This window comes from Merdimmobilis hominis (assembly GCF_900104615.1).
Lineage (GTDB): Bacteria > Bacillota > Clostridia > Oscillospirales > Ruminococcaceae > Merdimmobilis > Merdimmobilis hominis.
This window is the reverse complement of the sequence record NZ_LT629939.1, coordinates 1,044,568-1,064,059: the sequence shown is the minus strand read 5'-3', so window position 1 is coordinate 1,064,059 and position 19,492 is coordinate 1,044,568. Positions and strand designations below refer to the sequence as shown.

Below are 19,492 nucleotides of genomic sequence, written 5' to 3'. Positions count from 1 at the left end.
TCCATTCCCTTGTACATACTATTAAAACAATCGCGTATAAGCGGGGCAGGTCTCTGTCCCGCTCATATGCTGTTTGGGGCAAAGGAGGTCACCATTTCTTTTCCGCCAGGAAAGGCCGTGGGAACCATCCCTTGCAAGTGCAGCAACGAAAGGAGGGAAACCCTGTTGTTTCCCAAAATCAAAGACTATTTCGGGGGATATACCCCCTCCGGCCCGGTGGAGTACATCGTCGCCGGCCTGGGCAACCCGGGCAAGGAGTATGAGAACACCCGCCACAACGCCGGCTACCTGGCGGTGGATTACATCAGCGCCAAACGGGGATTTCGGGTGGACAAACTCAAATTCAAATCCCTGTGCGGCGACACTATGATCGCCGGCAAGCGGGTCCTCTTCTTAAAGCCCACTACCTTTATGAATCTTTCCGGCGAAGCGGTGCGGGACGCCATGCAGTTCTACAAAATTCCCATCGAACGGGTGATTATACTATACGATGACATCTCGTTGGAGCCAGGGCACCTGCGCATTCGCCGCAAGGGGAGCGACGGGGGCCACAACGGGATTAAAAACATCATCTATCTCACGGGAAAGGACACCTTCCCCCGGATCAAGATGGGGGTGGGCGCCAAGCCCCATCCCCAGTACGACCTGGCGGACTGGGTGCTGAGTAAGTTTTCCGCCGAGGAGCGAAAAGCCCTGGAATCCACCTTCGGCCATGCCAACGACGCCGTGGAGCTGATTGTGGACGGAAAGATTGACCAGGCGATGAACCAGTTTAATTCTTGACCAATTGTTTGCAACAGGAAAGGGGGCAAGGGGATGAAGAATTTTTCTCGCATGCTGCTCAACCTCAAGGACTTTGCGGAGATCTGCGACAGCTTCGGAAGCGGCAGGACCCCGATGCTGGCAAGCGGCCTTTCCGGCATCCACAAAGCCCATTTTATCTATGCCATCACCCAAATTATCGAGCGCCAGGGATTGGTGATCACCCCGGACGAACCCTCCGCCCTGCGTATCTGTGAGGATATCAACGCCTTTTTCGGCCCGGATCACCAGCAGATGGCCTTTTATTACCCCGCCCGGGAGCTGACTTACCGGGATGTGGAGGGGGTAAGCCGGGAATATGAACACGCCCGGCTCAAGGTGCTGGGCCTTTTAAGCGGTGGGGACTGCCCCATTGTGGTGGCCTCCGCCGAGGCGGCCCTCCTGCACACCATGCCGCCTCAGGAGTTAAAAGCCCGGACGGTGGCCATCCACCCAGGGGAGAGTTTTTCCATGGAGGAGCTGGTGGCTCTCCTTCTCAAGGCCGGCTATGAGGGGCGGGAGCAGGTGGAAGGGGTGTGCCAATTCTCCCACCGGGGCGGCATCCTGGACTTTTACCCTCCCCAGAGCGCCGACCCCTACCGAGTGGAGTTTTGGGGGGATGAGGTGGACACCATCTGCCAGTTCAAGACCGATACCCAGCGCCGCAGCGAGGTGGTGGAGGAAGCGGTGATCACCCCCGCCCGAGAGGTGCTCTATGATTCCCCAGAGGGGTTCCGAAAAACCCTCTGCGCCATCCGGGACCGGCAGAAGGGCAAGGCCGGGGTGGCGGCCAAGGAGCACCTCCAGAAGGATATTGACCGGCTGGAAGGCGGCCTCACCCTCAATAGCATTGACAAGTACCTGCCGGTGGTCTATGAAAAACCGGCAACCCTCTTCGATTATTTCTCCGATGCAGCGCTGTTTGTCAGCGACCCCATCGGGGCCAAGGACGCCTTGAAAAACCTCCATTGGCAGCTCCAGGAGGATATCAAGATCATGCTGGAAGAGGGGATACTTTTCCCCGGCTGTACTGGTTACATCGGGGACTATGTGGATCTTCTCACCCAAATGGAGCGGTGGGACACCCTTATTCTGGATACTTTCACCCGCAACCTGGGGGAGATCCCCCTCAAGGGCCTGTACAACATCGAGGCAGTGCAGCTTTCGGTGTGGAGCGGGGAGTTTGACCTGCTCAAGGAGGATTTGACCGATTACTTGGGCCAGGAGTACTGCGCCATTGTCATGGCGGGCACCAAGCGGGCCGCCGCAGCCCTTACCGACGACCTGCAAAAGGCGGGCATCTCCGCCGATTATGTGGAGAATTTAAGCGAACTGCGCCGGGGCAAGGTGCTGGTCACCGACGGGGCCCTCTCCGCCGGGTTTGAATACCCCCGGCTCAAGCTGGCGGTGATCACCCATGGCAGGGCGGCTGCCTCCGCCCCCCGCAAACACAAGGCGGCTAAAAAAGGAGATGCCATCAAGAGCCTGGCCGACCTGACTCCCGGCGATTACGTGGTCCATGTGGCCCACGGCATCGGGGTGTTTGAAGGCATCATCAAGCGGGACATCCACGGGGTGGTGAAGGACTACATCAAGATCCGCTACGCCGGCACCGATACCCTCTTTGTGCCGGTCACCCAGCTGGATCTGGTGAGTAAATACATCGGCGCCCGGGAGGACAGCGGGGTTAAGCTGAACAAGCTCAATTCGGTGGAGTGGAGCAAGACCCGCCAGCGGGTGAAAAAGGCGGTGGCCGATATGGCCCAGGAGCTGATCCGCCTCTACTCCCAGAGGATGCAGCTGAAAGGGTACGCCTTTGGGCCGGACACCGACTGGCAGCGGGACTTTGAGGACCGCTTCCCCTATGAGGAGACCGACGACCAGCTGCGCTGCATTGACGAGATCAAGGCGGATATGGAGCGCCCGGTGCCTATGGACCGGCTTCTGTGCGGCGATGTGGGTTTCGGCAAGACCGAGGTGGCCATCCGGGCGGCATTTAAGGCGGTGATGGACGGCAAACAGGTGGCGGTGCTGGTGCCCACCACCATTTTGGCCTGGCAGCATTATCAGACCTTCCGCAACCGGATGAACGGTTTCCCCATCAAGGTGGAGGTCCTCTCCCGGTACCGCACCGCCAAGCAGCAGGAGGAGATCCTTCGGGAGCTGCGGCGGGGAGAGGTGGACATCATCATCGGCACTCACCGGGTGATCCAAAAGGATGTAACGTTTAAAGATTTGGGCTTGTGCATCATCGACGAGGAACAGCGGTTCGGGGTGGCCCACAAGGAGAAATTCAAGGAGATGCGGGGGGAAGTGGATGTGCTGACCTTGTCCGCCACCCCCATTCCCCGGACGTTAAACATGGCCATGAGCGGCATCCGGGATATGTCGGTTATCGAGGAGGCCCCCCAGGACCGCCACCCGGTCCAGACCTATGTATTGGAACACGACTGGGGCGTTTTGGGCGAGGCCATGCGCCGGGAGCTGCGCCGGGGCGGCCAGGTGTTCTATCTCCACAATCATGTGGAGTCCATCGACAGCTGCGCCTTTAAGATCCAGCAGATGCTCCCCGACGCCCGGGTGGTCTCCGCCCACGGCAAAATGGGGGAGGAACAGCTCTCCCGGGTGTGGAAGCAGCTCAACGACCACGAGATCGACATCCTAGTGTGTACCACCATCATCGAGACCGGGGTGGACGTCTCCAACTGCAACACCCTCATCATTGAAAACGCCGACCGGATGGGCCTCTCCCAGCTGTATCAGCTGCGGGGGCGGGTGGGCCGCTCCAACCGGCGGGCTTTTGCCTACCTGACCTTTACCCGGGGCAAAGCCCTCTCGGATGTGGCCACCAAGCGTCTGGCCGCTATCCGGGAATTCACCAGCTTTGGCTCCGGCTTCCGCATCGCTATGCGGGATCTGGAGATCCGGGGTGCAGGCAACGTTCTGGGCGCCCAGCAGCATGGGCACATGGAGGCGGTGGGCTATGACATGTACCTGCGGCTCCTCTCCGAAGCGGTGGGGGAGCAGCGGGGGGAAGCCCCGCCCAAAACCAGCGCCGAGTGCATGGTGGATATCCGCATTGGCGCCCACATCCCCGAGGAGTATATCTCCAACCTCTCCCAGAGGATCGATATTTACAAGAAGATTGCCGCTATCCAGAACAAAGAGGACTCCATGGATGTGCTGGATGAGCTGATCGACCGGTTTGGCGACCCGCCCCAGGCGGTCAAGGGTTTGGTGGATGTGGCTTTGGTCCGCAACACTGCCGCGGGCCTGGGCATCAAGGAGATCAGCGAGCGGGGGGATGCGGTATGGCTCATCCCCGAGCAGCTGGACATGGAGCGGGTCTCGACCCTAGCGGTAAAACTCCCCGGCCGGGTGATGGTCAACGCGGGTGCGAAGCCATATATTACCGTCAAAATCCCCAAGGGCAAAAAGGCCCTGGACACCATCCGGGAAGCCCTTTCTGCCATGCAGCCGGAGGGTGCGGGAGTAGAGAAATAAGGTTGGTTTCTTTTGTCCCCTTTTCTTTTTCCAAAGAAAAGGAGGGGGTGTTTACAGAATTCCTATAGATTTCCCTTTTGGGGGATGGTATAATAAGCGGTAAGTGGCGCCTAGGTGTCAAACTGTTATACAAGAGGGGCGCCATAGATGTACATTACAATGGGGGAAGGATGGATTCCCCTCATTTGGGAGGAAACAAAAGGATGAATTGGATGAAACGACTGACTGCGATCGCCTTGTGTGGGGTCTTGGTGGCTTCCTTTGCAGGGTGCAGCGGCGCCGATACCACTTGGATTGCCAAATACGGCGACACCAAACTGCCCGCAGGGGTGTATATCGCCACGATGATGGATGTGTACTCGGAGGCCAAATACCGGGTGCCGGATCAGAAAGGGGATTTGCTCAGCCAGCAGATCGATGAGGTAAATGCCGACGAATGGATCCGCAATGAAACCATGAACCGGGTGAAAGAACACATTGCCATCGACCAGCTGTTTGATGAGATGGGCCTCTCCTTTACCGAAGAACAGCAGAAGCAGATTGACGATTCCTTCACCTACCAGTGGGGGATGCTCCAAAAGATTTATGAGCTCAATGGGGTGGGTGAGACCTCCCTCAAACTGAATTTGGAGAACAACGCCAAGGTCAATGTCCTGTTCCAGGCCATCTATGGCAAGGACGGCACCAAGGCGGTTTCGGATGAGGAACTGCTGGATAAGATCGAACAGGATTACGCCAAGACCCAGTACATTCTCCTCTCCAAGGTGGACAACACCGGCACCGCCCTGCCGGAGGACAAGCTCGCCACAGTGAAAGAACTGGCAGAGAGCTATCTGGCCCGGGCCCAGGCTGGGGAAAAGATCCTCGACCTGATCCTGGAGGAGGAAAAACGGACTGCGGAAAACCCGGACGATGTCCATTCCCATGAGGATGAGACCATCCACGACGCATTGGTCAGCAAAGAGAACAGCAACTTCCCCAAAGAATTTGTGGAGGCCATTTTCCAAAAGGAATTGAATGAGCCCTTCCTGGTGGAAACCGAGGAATACCTCTTTGTGGCCACCCGCCTCAGTGTCCGGGATGAAAAAATGCTGGAAAGCCTGCGGAATACCGCCCTGCTCAGCTTGAAGAGCGAGGAATTCCAGAAGGATCTGGAGGATCGGGCAAATAGCTTGGAGAACGTCACCATCAACGAAGGGGCTGTCAATCGCTACACCCCTAAGAAGATCCGCCTCGGTTAATTTGCAATAGAAAAAGGGAACCCGGAAGGGTTCCCTTTTTTGCCGTCTGGGTGACAATTTACGAGAGAAAGAAAACGTTTTTCGACAATATCTGCCCATAGTCTGGACTGAATCAAACGGGAGGAAGGGGGGTTACGGAGTGGGGCAGCGGCAGCTGTCGGAGAGCTGGACATACACCGGTGAAAATTTATTGAAAAGATAATCCACGGCGTCTTGCTTATCAGAGAAGGTGTAGCTGTCGTCGTCCCGCAGTGGGATGGTAAACACTACAGTAGTCCCCTCCATCTCCTTGGATTGGAGCGCCACCGTCCCGCCGTGAATCGAGGCGATAATCTTCACCAGGGTGAGGCCCAGGCCCAATCCAGAGAAGGGCCGCCCGCCGGGATCGTGGGAGAAATAAGGGGTGAAAAGGTCCCTCTGGATATCATCGGGGATTCCACAGCCCCGGTCAGCTACGGTGATTGCCATATTGTCCCCTCGAATCCGCACCGAGATGTGGATTTTGTTCCCCTCCCTGGTGTAGAGAAGGCTGTTTGACACCAACTGCAGCAGCGCGTTGGCCAGCAGGTCGGCATCGCAAAGGGCGATGGCTGGATCGTTGGGAATCTCATAGGTAATGGGAATTCCAGTTTGGTTTCCCACAATGGAGAGGGCAGTGCAGAGGTTTTCCAGCGTCCGGCAGACTGTGACCCGGGAAAGCTGAGGGGTCATCTCCCCATAGAGATAGCGGAGATAGTCTGTGAAGTTGGAGGAAGCCCGCAGCATTTTATAGCAGCTCTGGCTTGTGGACTGGATGAGGATTTGGTTTTCCTCTGGGATCTCGGTGTCTGCCAAATTGTTACTGAGAACCGACAGGGCCGAAAAGGCAGAGGTGAGGGGTGCCCGGAAAAAGTGGGCAAAGGCGGAGATCACCTTTTTCCCCCCCTCCAAGGGGAAGGCGTATTCGGTGCGTTTGGGGAGGGCAAACTGCAGGAGGTACAGCCCCCCTTCCAAGGGGGTAAAGATCAAGCGGGTGCTGCCAGCCATCGTGGGCGCCTGCAATTCCTGACAGGGCGCCTCCTCCGCCTGTTGGCGCAGGGCTATCAAAAGGTTGGCCGGGAGCAGGGTTTCCAGGCCGTCAGCCATGGCGAGGGTGGGATAGGTGGAAAGGGCAAAGGCGTTAGCCCAGCACAATTGCAACTGTTGGTCACATACCATGACAGGGAAACTGGACATCTGATATAATTGTTCAACCGCTGATAAAGCAAAGAAACCAGCTTTTTGTTCCATCGAGAGACACTTCCAATACCATGTATTTGTTCCACGGCCCAGCGGCCTGGAAGTTTTCATCTTTATTATATCTGAAAATTGTAGAAATTGGTACCGGGTGGGGAAATAAATTTGACCGTATAAATATTAAAAATAATTTCATAAAGATTTATTTTGATCAAAAATTATCCATATAATACTGGGAAATGTTGGAGTTTTATAAATTCCTATTGAATAAAAAGATGTATAACAAAATTAAAGACAAAACTGGTAAATTAACCCAATTATGTGAACTTTTTCGCATTTTCAGATGTTTTTAGAGTTTTGTCGACAAAACAAAAGATAAAAGGGGATTCCATGAAAATTCCAGCTGCTTCCCGCGATACTCCTTGTATCCGACGGGGTTTTGGTATATAGTATAGGTAAAGCAGATTGTCCATTTTGGGCTCTGCAAGTTGTTCTTTCCATCATTGGCAACGTTTTCCGCTGGAAATAACAGGGGTTGGAAAAAAGAAATCCATACCCTTGGCGTGGGCCAGTCAAAAAGAAAAAGGAGTGTTCCCAATGGCAATTAAAATTGGTATCAACGGCTTCGGCAGAATTGGCAGACTCGTGTTCCGGGCAGCAGTTGCGCAGCCCGACCGGTTCGAAATCGTCGGCATCAACGATCCTTTTGTCACCCCGGATTATATGGAGTATATGGCAAAATACGACACCGTCCACGGCAGATTCCAGGGCGAACTGGGCCACACCGAGGATAAGCTGCTGGTCAACGGCAAAGAGATCGCCGTCTATGGCTGCATGAACCCCGAAGAAATTCCGTGGAAGGACTGCGGCGCAGAATATATTGTGGAGTCCACTGGTGTGTTTACCTCTACCGAGAAAGCCATGGCCCACCTCAAAGGCGGCGCCAAGAAGGTTGTCATCTCCGCCCCCGCCAAGGACAAAGAGACCCCTACCTTTGTCATGGGTGTCAACCAGGATAAGTACACCAAGGATATGGTGGTCGTATCCAATGCATCCTGCACCACCAACTGCCTGGCTCCTTTGGCTAAGGTGATCCATGACAACTTCGGCATCGTAGAGGGCTTGATGACCACCGTCCATGCCACCACCGCCACCCAGAAAACGGTGGACGGCCCTTCCAAAAAGGATTGGAGAGGCGGTCGGGCGGCTGCGGCCAACATTATCCCCTCCTCCACCGGTGCGGCGAAAGCCTGTGCCCTGGTCATCCCCGAGCTGAAAGGCAAGTTGACTGGTATGTCCTTCCGCATCCCCACTGTGGATGTTTCGGTGGTAGACCTGACGGTGCGGCTGGAGAAATCCACCTCCTATGAGGAAATCTGCGCCAAGGTGAAAGAGGCTTCGGAGGGTTCGATGAAGGGTATCCTGGGCTACACTGAGGATGCCGTCGTCTCCAGCGACTTCCTCACCGACCCCAGAACCTCCATCTTCGATGCCAAAGCGGGCATCATGCTCAATGAGAATTTTGTGAAACTGGTCTCCTGGTACGACAACGAGTGGGGCTATTCCAACAAGATTCTGGATTTGATCCACCACATGAGCAAAGTAGACGCTCAGTAATCAACCGACTGCAAAAGAAAACCCCCGTCTCTCTCAAAGGAAAGACGGGGGTTTGTTCTGTTTTTTAATATACTGTGAGGATAAATTTAAAGAATATTTCCAATTGGTATTTATAGGAATAAATTTTTCCAGCACAAAAACATCTTAGTCCAGGAAGGCGTTCACAATGACCGTCTCAGCCTCTTCTTCGGTGAGGCCGAAGGTCTGGAGTTTCAGCAGCTGCTCGTTGTTGATCCGGCCAATGGCTGCCTCATGGACAATCTGGGCCAACGCATGGTTGGCGGTGATCTCCGGGATGGAGCTTACCCGGGCATCGTCCATGATGATGGAATCGCACTGGACATGGGCGCGGCTTTTGGTGTTGCCGATGGCGATGGGGTGGAATACCTGGACGGAAGTATCCTTGGCCACCGAACGGGAGATGATCTGAAGGGCGGCGTCCTCCCCGTCCAGGTTGACGGTCACGTCGGAATGGGCGGTTTGGCTGCCATGGGTCAGCAGTTTTTCGGTCATGACCAGTTTGGCGTCCTTGCCCAGATGGGCGTCGGTTTTGCGCATAGTGGAGGTCACTCCGCCGATCTGCACCATCTCCATCTCGCAATAGGAGCCTTCCTCCATCTGGACGATGGTGGTGGGGTTGAGGATGCGGTCGCCGGTGCCCTCCCCTTCGCCGTAGTGCTTCTCTACGTATTTGAGCCGGGCCCCAGGGCAGAGGTGGAACCGGTGGATGCCGTCGTGCTGGCTGGCATCGCAGCCGTCGTTGTGGATGCCGCAGCCGGCGATGATGGTGACGTCGGCATTTTCCCCGATTTCAAAGTCGTTGTAGACCATGTCGTTGACTCCGCTTTCGGTGACCACCACCGGGATGTAAGCGACCTCCCCTTTGGCGCCGGGTTTGACTTTGATGTCAATACCGGGAATGCCGATTTTAGAGGTGATGGAGATGTTGTCGGTGGAGTGCTGCTGCACCCCTTTGCCATTGGCCCGCAGGTTGTAGGCCCCATAGTTGAGCTCCGGCAGGTCGGCGATGGTTTTCAGCAGGTTTTGCATCATAGTTAGCATTGGCCGTTCCCCCCCTGTCTTTGGATGCAGGCGCAGTTTTGGACTTCCCCCTGCAGAAGCGGGAGAATTTCCTCCTGGGTGCCTTGTGCAGAGATTCTTCCCCCGGCAATGACGATGATCTCATCGGCCAGGCGGATGATCCGCTCCTGGTGGGAGATGATGATGCTGCTTTGCTGAGGGTTGGTGCGGAAGCTTTCAAAGCTGTCTACCAGCATGGAGAAGCTCCACAGGTCGATGCCGGCTTCCGGCTCGTCGTAGATGGCCAGGCGCACATCCCGGGCCATGAGGGTGGCAATTTCAATCCGTTTGAGCTCGCCGCCGGAAAGGGATGCATCTACCTCCCGTTTCAGATATTCCTGGGAACAGAGGCCCACCCGGGAGAGGAGATTGCAGCATGCAGGCTCCGAAAGAGGGCTGCCGTGGGCCATCTCCAACAGCCGCCGGACGGTGACCCCTTTAAAGCGGGGGGGCTGCTGAAAGGCGTAACCGATGCCCAGACGGGCCCTCTCGGTGATGGAAAGGCCGGTGATATCCTGGCCGTCCAGCAATATTTGGCCGGAGGTGGGCCGCTCAATGCCCATGATCAATTTGGCCAAGGTGGATTTTCCGCCGCCGTTGGGGCCGGTGATCACTGTGATCTGGCCGCTGGGCACGGTGAAGCTGAGGTTATCCAGGATGGTGGCTTCCCCGCCATCGGTGACGTGGAAGGTGAGATTTTTTACTTCAAGCATAAAAAACTCCTTGTGTTTCAGGGGCTTGTCCAGGTGGGGGACAGGCCCCGATTCTTGGAAAAAGCCGGAGATCAGCCGGCAATTTAAAACATGGAAAAATCCCCCGGCGGGCCTGCCGCCATGGGATGGTGAATGGTTGTTCCGCTTTTCCCCGCTCCAGCGGGCGGAGTAGGGGACTTGCAGATTCTTTGACACGGTTTTACAGTGATTATTATACCCTATTTTGGTAGGGTTTGTCTAGGCCCCCGATGGAGAATGTTGCCGGTCCCTGGCCTTTGCCCCAACGGGGCAGCACAGAGGGAAAAAGATTGCCAGAACCTTGGCCAGAAATGGGGATACATTTTATCCAAAAGGCCAAAATACTGGTAGTGCCTTGTATTTTCTCATTTTTTTATGTAAAATATACCAATGGAATGGCCATTTTTGTGGCAGTCTGTCCATGGCGAATTGGAAGGGGAGGGAAGGACCTCTTCGCCCAGCCCGCCGTTCTATGGAATCCCATCCACGCGGGAGTGCGGGGGTCTTTCGCTGCCGGGGGCTTGCGCCGGGGCCCAAGACGAGTTCCGCCCCGCCATGCACCGCATGGATGTTTCTGGCCCAGCCGCGGCCGGTTTTGGATTACGATCCCCAATTGCGCCGCCAGTCGAGGGGGCGGGCGATTCACTGGGCGGGAGCTTGCGCCGCCCGGTCAAGGGGAACATCACCCCGCAGGAGGAACAACCCTATGGAAAATGCAAAACAAAACAAAATGGGCACCGCCCCAATCTTCCCGCTGATCGTTTCAATGTCGCTGCCCGCCATGTTCTCCATGCTCATCCAGGCGATGTACAACATCGTGGATAGTATCTTCGTAGCCCGGGTGGGGGACAACGCACTCACCGCCGTGTCTTTGGCTTTCCCCATCCAGACACTGATTATCGCGGTGGCAGTGGGCACCGGTGTGGGACTCAATTCCCTGATCTCCCGCCGCCTGGGGGAGCAGAACTACGAAGCTGCCAACAGCGCGGCCAGCCATGGCCCGTTCCTTGGCATCTGCAGCTGGCTGGTATTCGCCGTGTTCGGCCTCTTTTTCAGCCGCACCTTCTTTGAAGCGTTCACCGAGACCGCCCAGGTCATCGAGATGGGAACCCAGTACATTTCAATTGTCACCATCTTCTCCTTTGGCAGCTTTGTGCAGATCAATTTTGAGAAGATCCTGCAGGCCACTGGCAACATGTTTTACCCCATGTTGTTCCAGCTGGTGGGTGCGGTGACCAATATTATCCTGGACCCCATCTTTATCTTTGGCTACTTTGGGTTCCCCAAGATGGGGGTGGCCGGTGCGGCCGTCGCCACCGTCGCTGGCCAGATTTTGGCTATGGTATTCAGTGTATATGTGGCCTTCTGCAAAAACCATGCGGTGACCATCCAGATTAAGGGCTTCCGGCCACAGAAAGCCGTCATCCAGGAAATATATGCGGTGGGTCTGCCCTCCATCGTCATGCAGTCCATCGGCTCGGTGCTGGTCATGGGGCTCAACGCCATCCTGATCACCTTCTCTGAGATCGCTGTCTCGGTGTTGGGGGTGTACTACAAGCTCCAGTCCTTTGTCTTTATGCCGGTGTTCGGCCTCAACCAGGGCTTGATGCCGATTATGGGCTTTAACTACGGCGCGGGCAACAAGAAACGGTTGCTCGATGCCTTGAAAATTGGCGTCCTCATCGCCGCCACCATCCTTTTGGTGGGGATGCTTCTGTTCCTGTTCTTCCCCGCCCAGCTGCTGGGGATCTTCAACGACTCTGCGGAGATGCTGCGGATTGGAGTCCCCGCCCTGCGGATCATCAGCACTAGCTTCGTCTTCGCCGCAGTGAGCATTATCTTCTCCACCCTGTTCCAAGCCATTGGCCGCGGGGTGAACAGCTTGCTCATCTCGGTGCTGCGGCAGCTGTTTGTCATCCTGCCGGTGGCCTATTTGATGGCCAACCTGTTCGGGCTGGAGATGGTGTGGTATGCCTTCCCCATCGCTGAAGTGGTGTCGGTGGCAGTGAGCATCCTGTTGTTTATTCAGGTTTATAAAGCCCGGCTGGCCAACCTGGCCTAGGCAGCCGAATGTAAGATACAAAAAGCAAAAGGGAATCGGAAGCTGCATCGGCAGTTTCCGATTCCCTTTTTTGGAAAAAAGTGCATCCTCAGTTGCAGGGGGGCTCATTCTCCTTCTGGAGGCACCGAGCCGGTGAGGCAGGGCAGCACCGGGATTGCCCACAGGTGCAGCTGGGCCAGTTGGAGTTGTCCCCATGGGGTGGGGTGTGGGTTGCGGAAAAGGGCCCCCATCCGCGGGTAGAGGCAGCACAGCTTCTCGATAGGTCCTAGGGAGAACCGCTGGGCCGCATCTACCAGGATGACATCTTCCTGGGCCCGGATACACCGGTTGATCCGGCCCAAATATTTCTGGGCCAACCGGAATAAGGCGGGTTCCCGCCGGCAGGAATAGGGGTTGTATACCGTCATGGAGAGCAGGCGGCAGTGGGGGTTCAGCCGCCGCAGCTCCCGGATGATTTGGGGATAGACCCGTTCAAACCGGCGGGTGCCAGCCTCCAAACCGGGGAGATAGGCCCGGGTAAACCCGGGGATTTGGACAGCGGCCATCACATTGTTGCCGCCGATGCACAAAGTGATCAAATCGGCGTTCTGCACCCAGTGGCGCAGAGATGCGCTGGTTTTTAACCGCAGGAGCAGGTCCTCCGCCCGGTCGCCATTGCGGGCGAAATTTCGGAAGGCAATCCGCCCATACCGCCGCCGCAGTTCCGGAAGCATCCGGATAGGGTACCCGACCGTTCCGCTCCAATAGGTGATGGTCCCCAGGGCGATGGAATCCCCTAGGGCAATATAACAAAAATCCTTCATAGCAATCCTCCCAAGGCCGCCGCCCCGGTGTCATACTATGAAGGATTTGAGGGTTTGGTGCCTGGGTTAGGCGGCCGCAGTCCCCTGGGCAGCTAAAGCGTCCACCCGGCTTTGCAGGGCCGAAAGGGATTGGCCGCTGACCGCCTGGTACACGCACATAAAGTCCATGCCGGTGGCGGCGATGACCAGCTCCCCATTCTCATGGAAGGTAATGGTATAGCGAGTGCCGGTGTCAAAATCCAGATCAATCCGCCGAAGTTCCGCGGAGATGCCGGAGAAATCGCCAGCCGAGGGATTCTTCAAGGTACCGGTGTGGCAGGAGAGCTGCTTCAGCAGGGCAGTCACGTCGGCGATAATATCCCTGGAATCGGTGGAGTACACCTTGCCGCCCGCGGTAATCTGCATGTTGGTGGCCCGGGAGGCGTTCATCACCACCAGCCACTGGGGGATGCCAGTAGTCCGGTTTATCAGCGAATCCCGCAGGGAGTAGAGGGCATTGAGACGGCCGGTGTCCACCAGGAAGAACTTGCCGCCATCTACAGCGATGCCGGTGCTGTGGCACTCATAGTCGTAAATATCTTCGGTGGCATTCTGCCGGGCGATGCGGATGGTGCTGGACCAGCCTTCCGGTCCAGGGTCCACCTCACTGACCGTTACCGTGCCAAAGTTGCGCATGGCCGCCAGGATCTGGCTGGTCTCCCCCTGGGTCAGGGGGAAGTAGAGCATGTTCTGATTGTCCAAAATCCAGCCTTTGGCCGGCCCGTTATAGTTGAAGTAAGAGGAGTTGGTGGGGTATTTTTTCAGCATCTTCTCCGGGATTTCGTTGACCAGCATCCCGGCCGGGCTGTTGGTGGTGTACTGGGAGGACTGGCCGCCGGTGGAGAAGTAAAAGCTGCTTTGGGCGGGGCTGCAGTGATAACCATAAGAAGCCACCGAGCCGTCGCTGTAATAGAAGTCCACTTTGCTTATCAGGCCGCCGGTGGGGGGATTGATGCGTTCCTTCTGGACGCTGTCGGCAAAGCCGTTGAACAGCTGCACCAGGGCAGTAATGTCCTCCTGCCCGGTGACGGTGATCACGTCGTCATAGGTCTCGTGGCCGCCATTTGAGACTACTACCTTGGTCACCGATCCAGCGGGGATGGCGAAGGGCTTGGCAGTGGAAGCCGCCGGGGCAGGGGTGGAGCTGGATGCGGGGGAAGAAGACGAGGATGAGGTGACCGGAGGGACAGAGGAAGGCTCCGCTCTCAAGGAGCTGCTGCTTTCCTCCTGGGAGCTGCTTTCCGCCAGCTCCTCGCTGCTGGAGGACGGCTCCTCACTGGAGCTCTGGGAAGAAGACGAGGGTTCCGACGGGTCATCCCGCCCTTGGCAGCCGGAGAGCGGAGCCAGCAAGAGCATGGCGGACAGCACGAGGGCGAGCGCTTTCTGCGCGATGGATCGTTTCATAGAAACCTCCTTAAAAAAACAAGTTTCTCAATTGTTATGGATATAGTGGCATAGAATAGCCGTTTTGTTGCATCTTTGGCCGGATGAACGGGGAAAGAGAAAAAATTTATGTATGTGTGGGTGGGTGAGGGCACTCCCTGGATGGAATGGGCCCCTGGACAGGACTGCCGCAGATTGCACCTTGATTATAGTGTATATTCCCTAAAATAGCAATTGAATTTTCTACAACTATGCCCAGTATTTTTTTAACAATCTTTACAGCGGGAAAATTCACCCAATTAACTGTTTCGGCTATTTGTAAATAATGTCTATATATTTTGTTACTTAATTGTGTTAAGATAAAAAAGAAAAGTGAGAGCAGTTTTATGGCCGGCTTCTAGGGGAATTGCCGGTTTCTTTTCAATCTAGGGAAAAGGAGTGATCATGGGCGGGAGTCCGCCCAGTGTGCATGGAAGAAAATAAACAAGTCAGCACGCCGACCGAGGCGGAGCTGGAACGGGAGAGGGCGCTTGCCGATACGGATCATCCCATTCACCACGAACGGGTGACCAAGGCAATCCCTGAGGGATACACCTCCCGCCAGCTGTACAACGATGTCATTCAAATCGCATGGCCCTCCTGCGTCGAGCTGCTTTTGACACAGCTCGCTTCGATGGTCGACCTGATGATGGTGGGCCAGTTGGGCGCCTGGGCATTGACCAGTGTCGGCCTTTCCACCCAGCCTAAATTCCTTGTCATGACCATGTTCATGGCTCTGAACGTGGGCGCCACCGCTATGGTTGCCCGGTTTAAGGGCGCCGGCGATCAGGAGAATGCCAACGTGATCCTGCGCCAGGCTCTGGTGCTCTCCCTCATACTTTCCACCATTGCAGCGGTGGTAGGCTACATCTTTGCGCCTCAATTGATCCAGTTTATGGGCTCCACCGAGGAGGCCACCCTCATCGGCGGCACCCAGTACCTGCGCATTCAGATGATCGGCATCCCCGCCGTGGCACTGACCAGCGTTGTCACCGCCACCATGCGTGGCATCGGCAACAGCCGTATTGCCATGATTTACAACATCATCGCCAATGTGGTCAACGTCATCTTCAACTACCTGCTCATTGGCGGCAACCTGGGCTTCCCCCGCCTGGAGGTTGTCGGCGCTTCGCTGGCCACCATCCTGGGCCAGTTTGTGGCCTTCGGCATCGCTGTGTATATGATTCTGCGGCCTAAATCTTACCTGCGGATCAAGCGGGGTGACAGCTTCAAGTTCGACCTGCCGATGATCAAACGCATTGTCAACGTTGGTATCCCCGCCATGATTGAACAGCTTTTGATGCGGGCCGGTATGATCATCTTCTCCAAGACCGTGGCTGGTTTGGGAACTGTGGCTTTCGCCACCCATCAGGTGTGCATGAATATCCAAGCGCTGTCGTTTATGAATGGCCAGGCCTTTGCCACCTCTGCCACCAGCCTGATGGGCCAAAGCTTGGGGAAAAAGCGCCCCGACCTGGCGCAGGCATATTGCCACCGGGCAAGGCGCCTCGGCATGATGGTCTCCCTGTTCCTGGGTGTGGTCTTCTTCTTCTTTGGCGGTCCCATCGTGGCGTTGTACAACGACGACCCGATGATCGTGGCGGAAGGCGCCAAGATGCTGATGATCGTGGCCATTACCCAGCCGCTCCAGTCCAGCCAGTTCATCCTGGCAGGTGCGCTGCGCGGCGCCGGCGATACCCGTGCCACCGCTTACATCACCTTCCTCACCGTTTTGGTCGTCCGCCCTTTGCTGGCCATCTTCCTCATCAACTCGATGAATATGGGCCTACTGGGTGCCTGGGTGGCCATCGCTGTGGACCAGCTGATCCGTTCTACCTTGGTTCTGTTCCGTTTCAACTCCGGCAAGTGGAAAAAAATCATTGTTTAATAGAAATGGAAAAGGAGAGGCTTTTGCCTCTCCTTTTTTTGTTGTGTAGAAACCGGGCTGGACATGGGCGGAATCTTTCTCCCCAGTGTGGATTTGTGGTATAATGAGATCAATTCCAAACTGGAGAGGAGTTTTCATATGGCGATTGAATCCAGCATCATCTTTTTGCCCTGCATCAATTTGGAGGAGACCACCAAGTTCTACACCGAGGTCATCGGCCTCACAGTAGCCAAAGACCTGGGCAGCACCCGGCTGATCGATACCGGCTACGGCTACTGGGGGTTCTGCCAATACGACGATGGCCGCCCGCTGGCCAGCAGCATCTGCCTGTCCCACAACTGTGCGGACAATGCCGATGTGGATGCCTATTACCAGCGGATCACCAGCCATGGGGTGGAGACCATGGGCGCTCCCCAGCTTCACCCGGTATTCCCGGTGTATTCCTTCTTCATCCACGATCCCAATGGATATTTGGTGGAGTTCCAGAAAATCCAAAAATAAGGCATAAAAAGGGCCGGGGACTCGAGTCCCCGGCCCTTTTTATGTGCAGTTATTCCTTGACAAAGGTGATGGATTCCTGGGTGATTCCCACTTGGGCCACAAAATCGCCGCAGGGGTAGAACAGAGAGCCGTCTTCCTGGAGGGTGACTTCCAGGCTGCCTACATTTTCCGCCGAGTAGCTGGGCAGATTCACCGCCTCCGCCGCCAAAGAGACCTGGCTGCCGTTGACGGCGTAGCTGCCGCTCACTGTGCCGGACAGCAGGAAGGCGGAGAGCTTCAGCGTGTATTGATCCCCCTCTTGGAGGGTCAGGGTGAGACGGATGGCACCCAGGTCCTCCTGGGGCAGGTAGGTTCCAATCAGGGAACTCCCCTCTTCCGGTGCGGAGGATGGAGAAGAACCCTCCTGGGGCTTGCCGGCAGAAGAATTGCTGCTGGGTTGTTGTTCCGCATCCTGGGAACTGCTCTCCTGGGGTACAGCGGGAGGGGTGGATTCTGGGGCCGGTTGGGCGGCATAGCTGCCGCCCGTTTGAGACGGAGTAGAGGATAAGAAGTCCTCCATTGGGCTGGAGGCCCCCTCCGGCTGGGATGACAGGGATTGGGAGGAGCCTTGGCTGGAAGGAAGGTTCTCCTCCGCAGGGGGAGTGGAGCGGCATCCGCCTAAAAATGCAGATAAGGCCGCCGCCGCAAGGAGGCTAATCAGTAATTTTTTCACAGGGATCTCCTTTGTTTTGAAGTGATGTTGCCCGCCCTAATAGAAGTAAGGGAACTGGGTAAAGAGCCACTTGCCGTCGACCTTCTCCTGGACGAAAAGGTATTCCTGGGCACCCTTGACAAAATAGGCAGTGGCCATGATCTCCCGGCGGGAATCGGTTTCGGAAACCAGGGCGTAATCGGCGCCGCCAATGAAGCGGTTTTTCTCCCGGATATTGCCCCGGGTATACAGTTTGCCATCCAGTTCCCGGTAGTTGCCCCCGGCCAGAAGGGTGCCGTCCACCATCTCCTGGGGGAAGATGCCGGTGAGATAGCGGTAGAAGGATTGGTAGTCGGGGAAGCGGGAGTCGTCTACCTGGTGCCAGGGGGAGCTACCTCCCTCGACCCAGACTTCCTCCGCCTGGTAATGGAGGCCGCCGGTGACAAACCATCCATAAGCCTCCATGGCAGGGGCGACCAGCTCCTCCGGCGTCTTTGGGGTTGGGTTACAGCCTGGCAACAGAAACAGGAGGGCGAAAAGAAAGGGGAGAAGGCGTTTCACAGCGGGTACCCTCCTACGGGGTTAATAAAAGTAAGGGAACTGGGTGAAGAGCCATTTCCCATCGATTTTTTCCTGGACAAAGGTGTATTCCTCGACCTTTTCCACCTCAGGTGTCTCGGCGGCAGGGTCCACCAGGTACTCCACCGAAGCGATGATCTCCCGGCGGGTGTCGGTTTCCTCACCCATGGCATAGGTCACCCCGCCGACAAAGATGTTGGAGCCCCGCGCTCCGTCATGGCTGTAGAGGGCGCCGTCCACATTCACATAATTCCCCCCGGAGAGGAGGGTGTTGTCCACCATCTCCTGGGAGAAAATTCCGGTCAGATAACGATATAGGGAATCGTAGTCGGGGAAGCGGGGGTCGGTGACCCGGTAGGCGGGCCATCCATCCAGGGAAACGGCGTCGTTGGGGTCGCAGGGGAGGCTGTAGACCATGCACCAGGTATAGGCTTCCATAGCGGGTTCGATCAGCTCCTCGGCGGTGACAGGAGCGGCTTCAGGGGAGGACTGGCTCGACTGCTGGGAAGAACCTTCACTGGAGGGGTTCCCACTGCCTGCGCAGGCGGTGAGCAGCAACGCGGCTGCGGTCAACAAAATCAGCGCCTTTTTCATACAAACACTCCTTTCAAGGTGTATACTTGGTTCTATCTGCGAAAAAAGAGGGGAGGGCGTACCCTCCCCCCTTTGTTTTTCAGTGCCTGAAAAGCGGGGAAAACTTGCACCCCACCAGATTTTTCCCCCATGGGCCGGGAAAAAATGGAAAACGGTTAATCCATCACGCTCTTGTGACGGACTAAATACGCCCGGAACACCCCTTGCCCATCGGCTTCTACTTCGCCCCGAACCACAGGGCGGTAGTTGAGGCCATCCTCTTCGCTGAAGAAGAGGGCGAAGGTCTCATACTGCTCCCCCAGCCGTTCGAACAGCTTCAGCGCCAGATCCCGGCACTGGTCCCGGTTGAGGTTTTCATAACCGGCAGTTTCAAACACCAGGCCCACCTGATCGATCATCACATTTTTCTCCTGGACCAGGATATGGTCCGGCGGGCGCTTGGGGAGTTTGGATGCGATGTATTCCACCAAAGGGGTCTCCTTGGCCCGGGCATCTGTCCGGCGGCGGAGGATATAAAACGGGGTGGCAAACAACACTGCCCACAGGATGATGCTGGCGAAAAAGCCCACATACCCGGGGAGCAGCTTCCCCAGGAAGATGGCCGCACCGAAGCAGACAATCAACCAGGCGACGGTGAAGACAATGGAAAACAGGCGGGTCAAAGGGTTCATAGTCGGTGAGATTCCTTTCCGGCAGTTTGACCACAGGGCAAACTGCGTTTTCG

Annotated in this window: 16 protein-coding genes; 7 read left to right on the top strand and 9 right to left on the bottom strand. The window is 56.3% G+C overall.

Features of this window, described 5'->3' with window-relative positions:
- Positions 1-165: 165 nt before the first annotated feature.
- The 3 genes from pth to BQ5353_RS05105 all read left to right on the top strand — a co-directional run bounded on the left by pth (position 166) and on the right by BQ5353_RS05105 (position 5,546).
- Positions 166-783, top strand: a complete 618-nt coding sequence (gene pth, locus BQ5353_RS05115) for an aminoacyl-tRNA hydrolase (protein WP_231358680.1) — start codon at positions 166-168, stop codon at positions 781-783.
- 33 nt (positions 784-816) lie between these two features.
- The gene (gene mfd / locus BQ5353_RS05110) at positions 817-4,305 is read left to right on the top strand and encodes a transcription-repair coupling factor (RefSeq protein ID WP_071427428.1); all 3,489 of its coding nucleotides are present in this window, start codon (positions 817-819) and stop codon (positions 4,303-4,305) included.
- Positions 4,306-4,517: 212 nt separating this feature from the next.
- Positions 4,518-5,546, top strand: coding sequence for a hypothetical protein (locus tag BQ5353_RS05105; RefSeq protein ID WP_071427427.1), 1,029 nt, complete (start codon positions 4,518-4,520; stop codon positions 5,544-5,546).
- Between the two features lie 132 nt (positions 5,547-5,678).
- Here BQ5353_RS05105 and BQ5353_RS05100 read toward each other — a convergent pair whose 3' ends face one another.
- On the bottom strand, positions 5,679-6,815 hold the full coding sequence (locus BQ5353_RS05100) for a sensor histidine kinase (RefSeq protein ID WP_054332025.1): 1,137 nt from the start codon (positions 6,813-6,815) through the stop codon (positions 5,679-5,681).
- A 543-nt stretch (positions 6,816-7,358) separates the two neighbouring features.
- Here BQ5353_RS05100 and gap point away from each other — a divergent pair.
- Positions 7,359-8,378 carry a type I glyceraldehyde-3-phosphate dehydrogenase gene (gene gap / locus BQ5353_RS05095; protein ID WP_054332024.1) on the top strand — a complete coding sequence of 340 codons (1,020 nt, stop codon included), beginning with the start codon at positions 7,359-7,361 and terminating at the stop codon, positions 8,376-8,378.
- A 144-nt stretch (positions 8,379-8,522) separates the two neighbouring features.
- On the opposite strand, the gene BQ5353_RS05090 is transcribed toward gap, so the two are convergent.
- On the bottom strand, positions 8,523-9,440 hold the full coding sequence (locus tag BQ5353_RS05090; RefSeq protein ID WP_054332023.1) for a SufB/SufD family protein: 918 nt from the start codon (positions 9,438-9,440) through the stop codon (positions 8,523-8,525).
- A complete protein-coding gene (locus tag BQ5353_RS05085; protein ID WP_071428419.1) occupies positions 9,434-10,171 on the bottom strand; it encodes an ABC transporter ATP-binding protein in 738 nt (245 codons plus the stop codon). Before BQ5353_RS05085 ends, BQ5353_RS05090 begins: the two co-directional genes overlap by 7 nt.
- 724 nt (positions 10,172-10,895) lie before the next feature.
- Here BQ5353_RS05085 and BQ5353_RS05080 point away from each other — a divergent pair.
- On the top strand, positions 10,896-12,251 hold the full coding sequence (locus tag BQ5353_RS05080; protein WP_071427426.1) for an MATE family efflux transporter: 1,356 nt from the start codon (positions 10,896-10,898) through the stop codon (positions 12,249-12,251).
- 104 nt (positions 12,252-12,355) lie between these two features.
- Here BQ5353_RS05080 and BQ5353_RS05075 read toward each other — a convergent pair whose 3' ends face one another.
- Together BQ5353_RS05075 and BQ5353_RS05070 are read right to left on the bottom strand one after the other, a co-directional pair.
- Positions 12,356-13,054 (bottom strand): GDSL-type esterase/lipase family protein, encoded by a 699-nt coding sequence (locus tag BQ5353_RS05075; RefSeq protein ID WP_071427425.1) that lies wholly within the window; start codon positions 13,052-13,054, stop codon positions 12,356-12,358.
- Between the two features lie 66 nt (positions 13,055-13,120).
- Positions 13,121-14,497 (bottom strand): hypothetical protein, encoded by a 1,377-nt coding sequence (locus tag BQ5353_RS05070; RefSeq protein ID WP_071427424.1) that lies wholly within the window; start codon positions 14,495-14,497, stop codon positions 13,121-13,123.
- A 448-nt stretch (positions 14,498-14,945) separates the two neighbouring features.
- Between BQ5353_RS05070 and BQ5353_RS05065 the strand changes: the two genes are divergently transcribed.
- The gene (locus BQ5353_RS05065) at positions 14,946-16,403 is read left to right on the top strand and encodes an MATE family efflux transporter (protein WP_083386410.1); all 1,458 of its coding nucleotides are present in this window, start codon (positions 14,946-14,948) and stop codon (positions 16,401-16,403) included.
- 138 nt (positions 16,404-16,541) lie between these two features.
- On the top strand, positions 16,542-16,904 hold the full coding sequence (locus BQ5353_RS05060; RefSeq protein ID WP_071427423.1) for a VOC family protein: 363 nt from the start codon (positions 16,542-16,544) through the stop codon (positions 16,902-16,904).
- A gap of 49 nt (positions 16,905-16,953) precedes the next feature.
- Here BQ5353_RS05060 and BQ5353_RS05055 read toward each other — a convergent pair whose 3' ends face one another.
- From BQ5353_RS05055 to BQ5353_RS05040, 4 genes are all read right to left on the bottom strand, one after another.
- The gene (locus BQ5353_RS05055) at positions 16,954-17,616 is read right to left on the bottom strand and encodes a hypothetical protein (RefSeq protein ID WP_071427422.1); all 663 of its coding nucleotides are present in this window, start codon (positions 17,614-17,616) and stop codon (positions 16,954-16,956) included.
- Between the two features lie 36 nt (positions 17,617-17,652).
- The gene (locus BQ5353_RS05050) at positions 17,653-18,156 is read right to left on the bottom strand and encodes a hypothetical protein (protein WP_054332016.1); all 504 of its coding nucleotides are present in this window, start codon (positions 18,154-18,156) and stop codon (positions 17,653-17,655) included.
- A gap of 21 nt (positions 18,157-18,177) precedes the next feature.
- Positions 18,178-18,768 carry a hypothetical protein gene (locus tag BQ5353_RS05045; protein WP_054332015.1) on the bottom strand — a complete coding sequence of 197 codons (591 nt, stop codon included), beginning with the start codon at positions 18,766-18,768 and terminating at the stop codon, positions 18,178-18,180.
- Positions 18,769-18,923: 155 nt separating this feature from the next.
- A complete protein-coding gene (locus BQ5353_RS05040; protein ID WP_054332014.1) occupies positions 18,924-19,439 on the bottom strand; it encodes a hypothetical protein in 516 nt (171 codons plus the stop codon).
- Positions 19,440-19,492 lie beyond the last annotated feature (53 nt).

Coding starts and splice junctions, on each gene's coding strand:
- BQ5353_RS05040 (WP_054332014.1), bottom strand. CDS start 19,439: ATGAACCCTTTGACCCGCCTGTTTTCCATTGTCTTCACCGTCGCCTGG.
- BQ5353_RS05100 (WP_054332025.1), bottom strand. CDS start 6,815: ATGGAACAAAAAGCTGGTTTCTTTGCTTTATCAGCGGTTGAACAATTA.
- BQ5353_RS05080 (WP_071427426.1), top strand. CDS start 10,896: ATGGAAAATGCAAAACAAAACAAAATGGGCACCGCCCCAATCTTCCCG.
- BQ5353_RS05070 (WP_071427424.1), bottom strand. CDS start 14,497: ATGAAACGATCCATCGCGCAGAAAGCGCTCGCCCTCGTGCTGTCCGCC.
- BQ5353_RS05065 (WP_083386410.1), top strand. CDS start 14,946: ATGGAAGAAAATAAACAAGTCAGCACGCCGACCGAGGCGGAGCTGGAA.
- gap (WP_054332024.1), top strand. CDS start 7,359: ATGGCAATTAAAATTGGTATCAACGGCTTCGGCAGAATTGGCAGACTC.
- BQ5353_RS05085 (WP_071428419.1), bottom strand. CDS start 10,171: ATGCTTGAAGTAAAAAATCTCACCTTCCACGTCACCGATGGCGGGGAA.
- BQ5353_RS05090 (WP_054332023.1), bottom strand. CDS start 9,440: ATGCTAACTATGATGCAAAACCTGCTGAAAACCATCGCCGACCTGCCG.
- BQ5353_RS05105 (WP_071427427.1), top strand. CDS start 4,518: ATGAAACGACTGACTGCGATCGCCTTGTGTGGGGTCTTGGTGGCTTCC.
- BQ5353_RS05075 (WP_071427425.1), bottom strand. CDS start 13,054: ATGAAGGATTTTTGTTATATTGCCCTAGGGGATTCCATCGCCCTGGGG.
- BQ5353_RS05045 (WP_054332015.1), bottom strand. CDS start 18,768: ATGAAAAAGGCGCTGATTTTGTTGACCGCAGCCGCGTTGCTGCTCACC.
- mfd (WP_071427428.1), top strand. CDS start 817: ATGAAGAATTTTTCTCGCATGCTGCTCAACCTCAAGGACTTTGCGGAG.
- BQ5353_RS05060 (WP_071427423.1), top strand. CDS start 16,542: ATGGCGATTGAATCCAGCATCATCTTTTTGCCCTGCATCAATTTGGAG.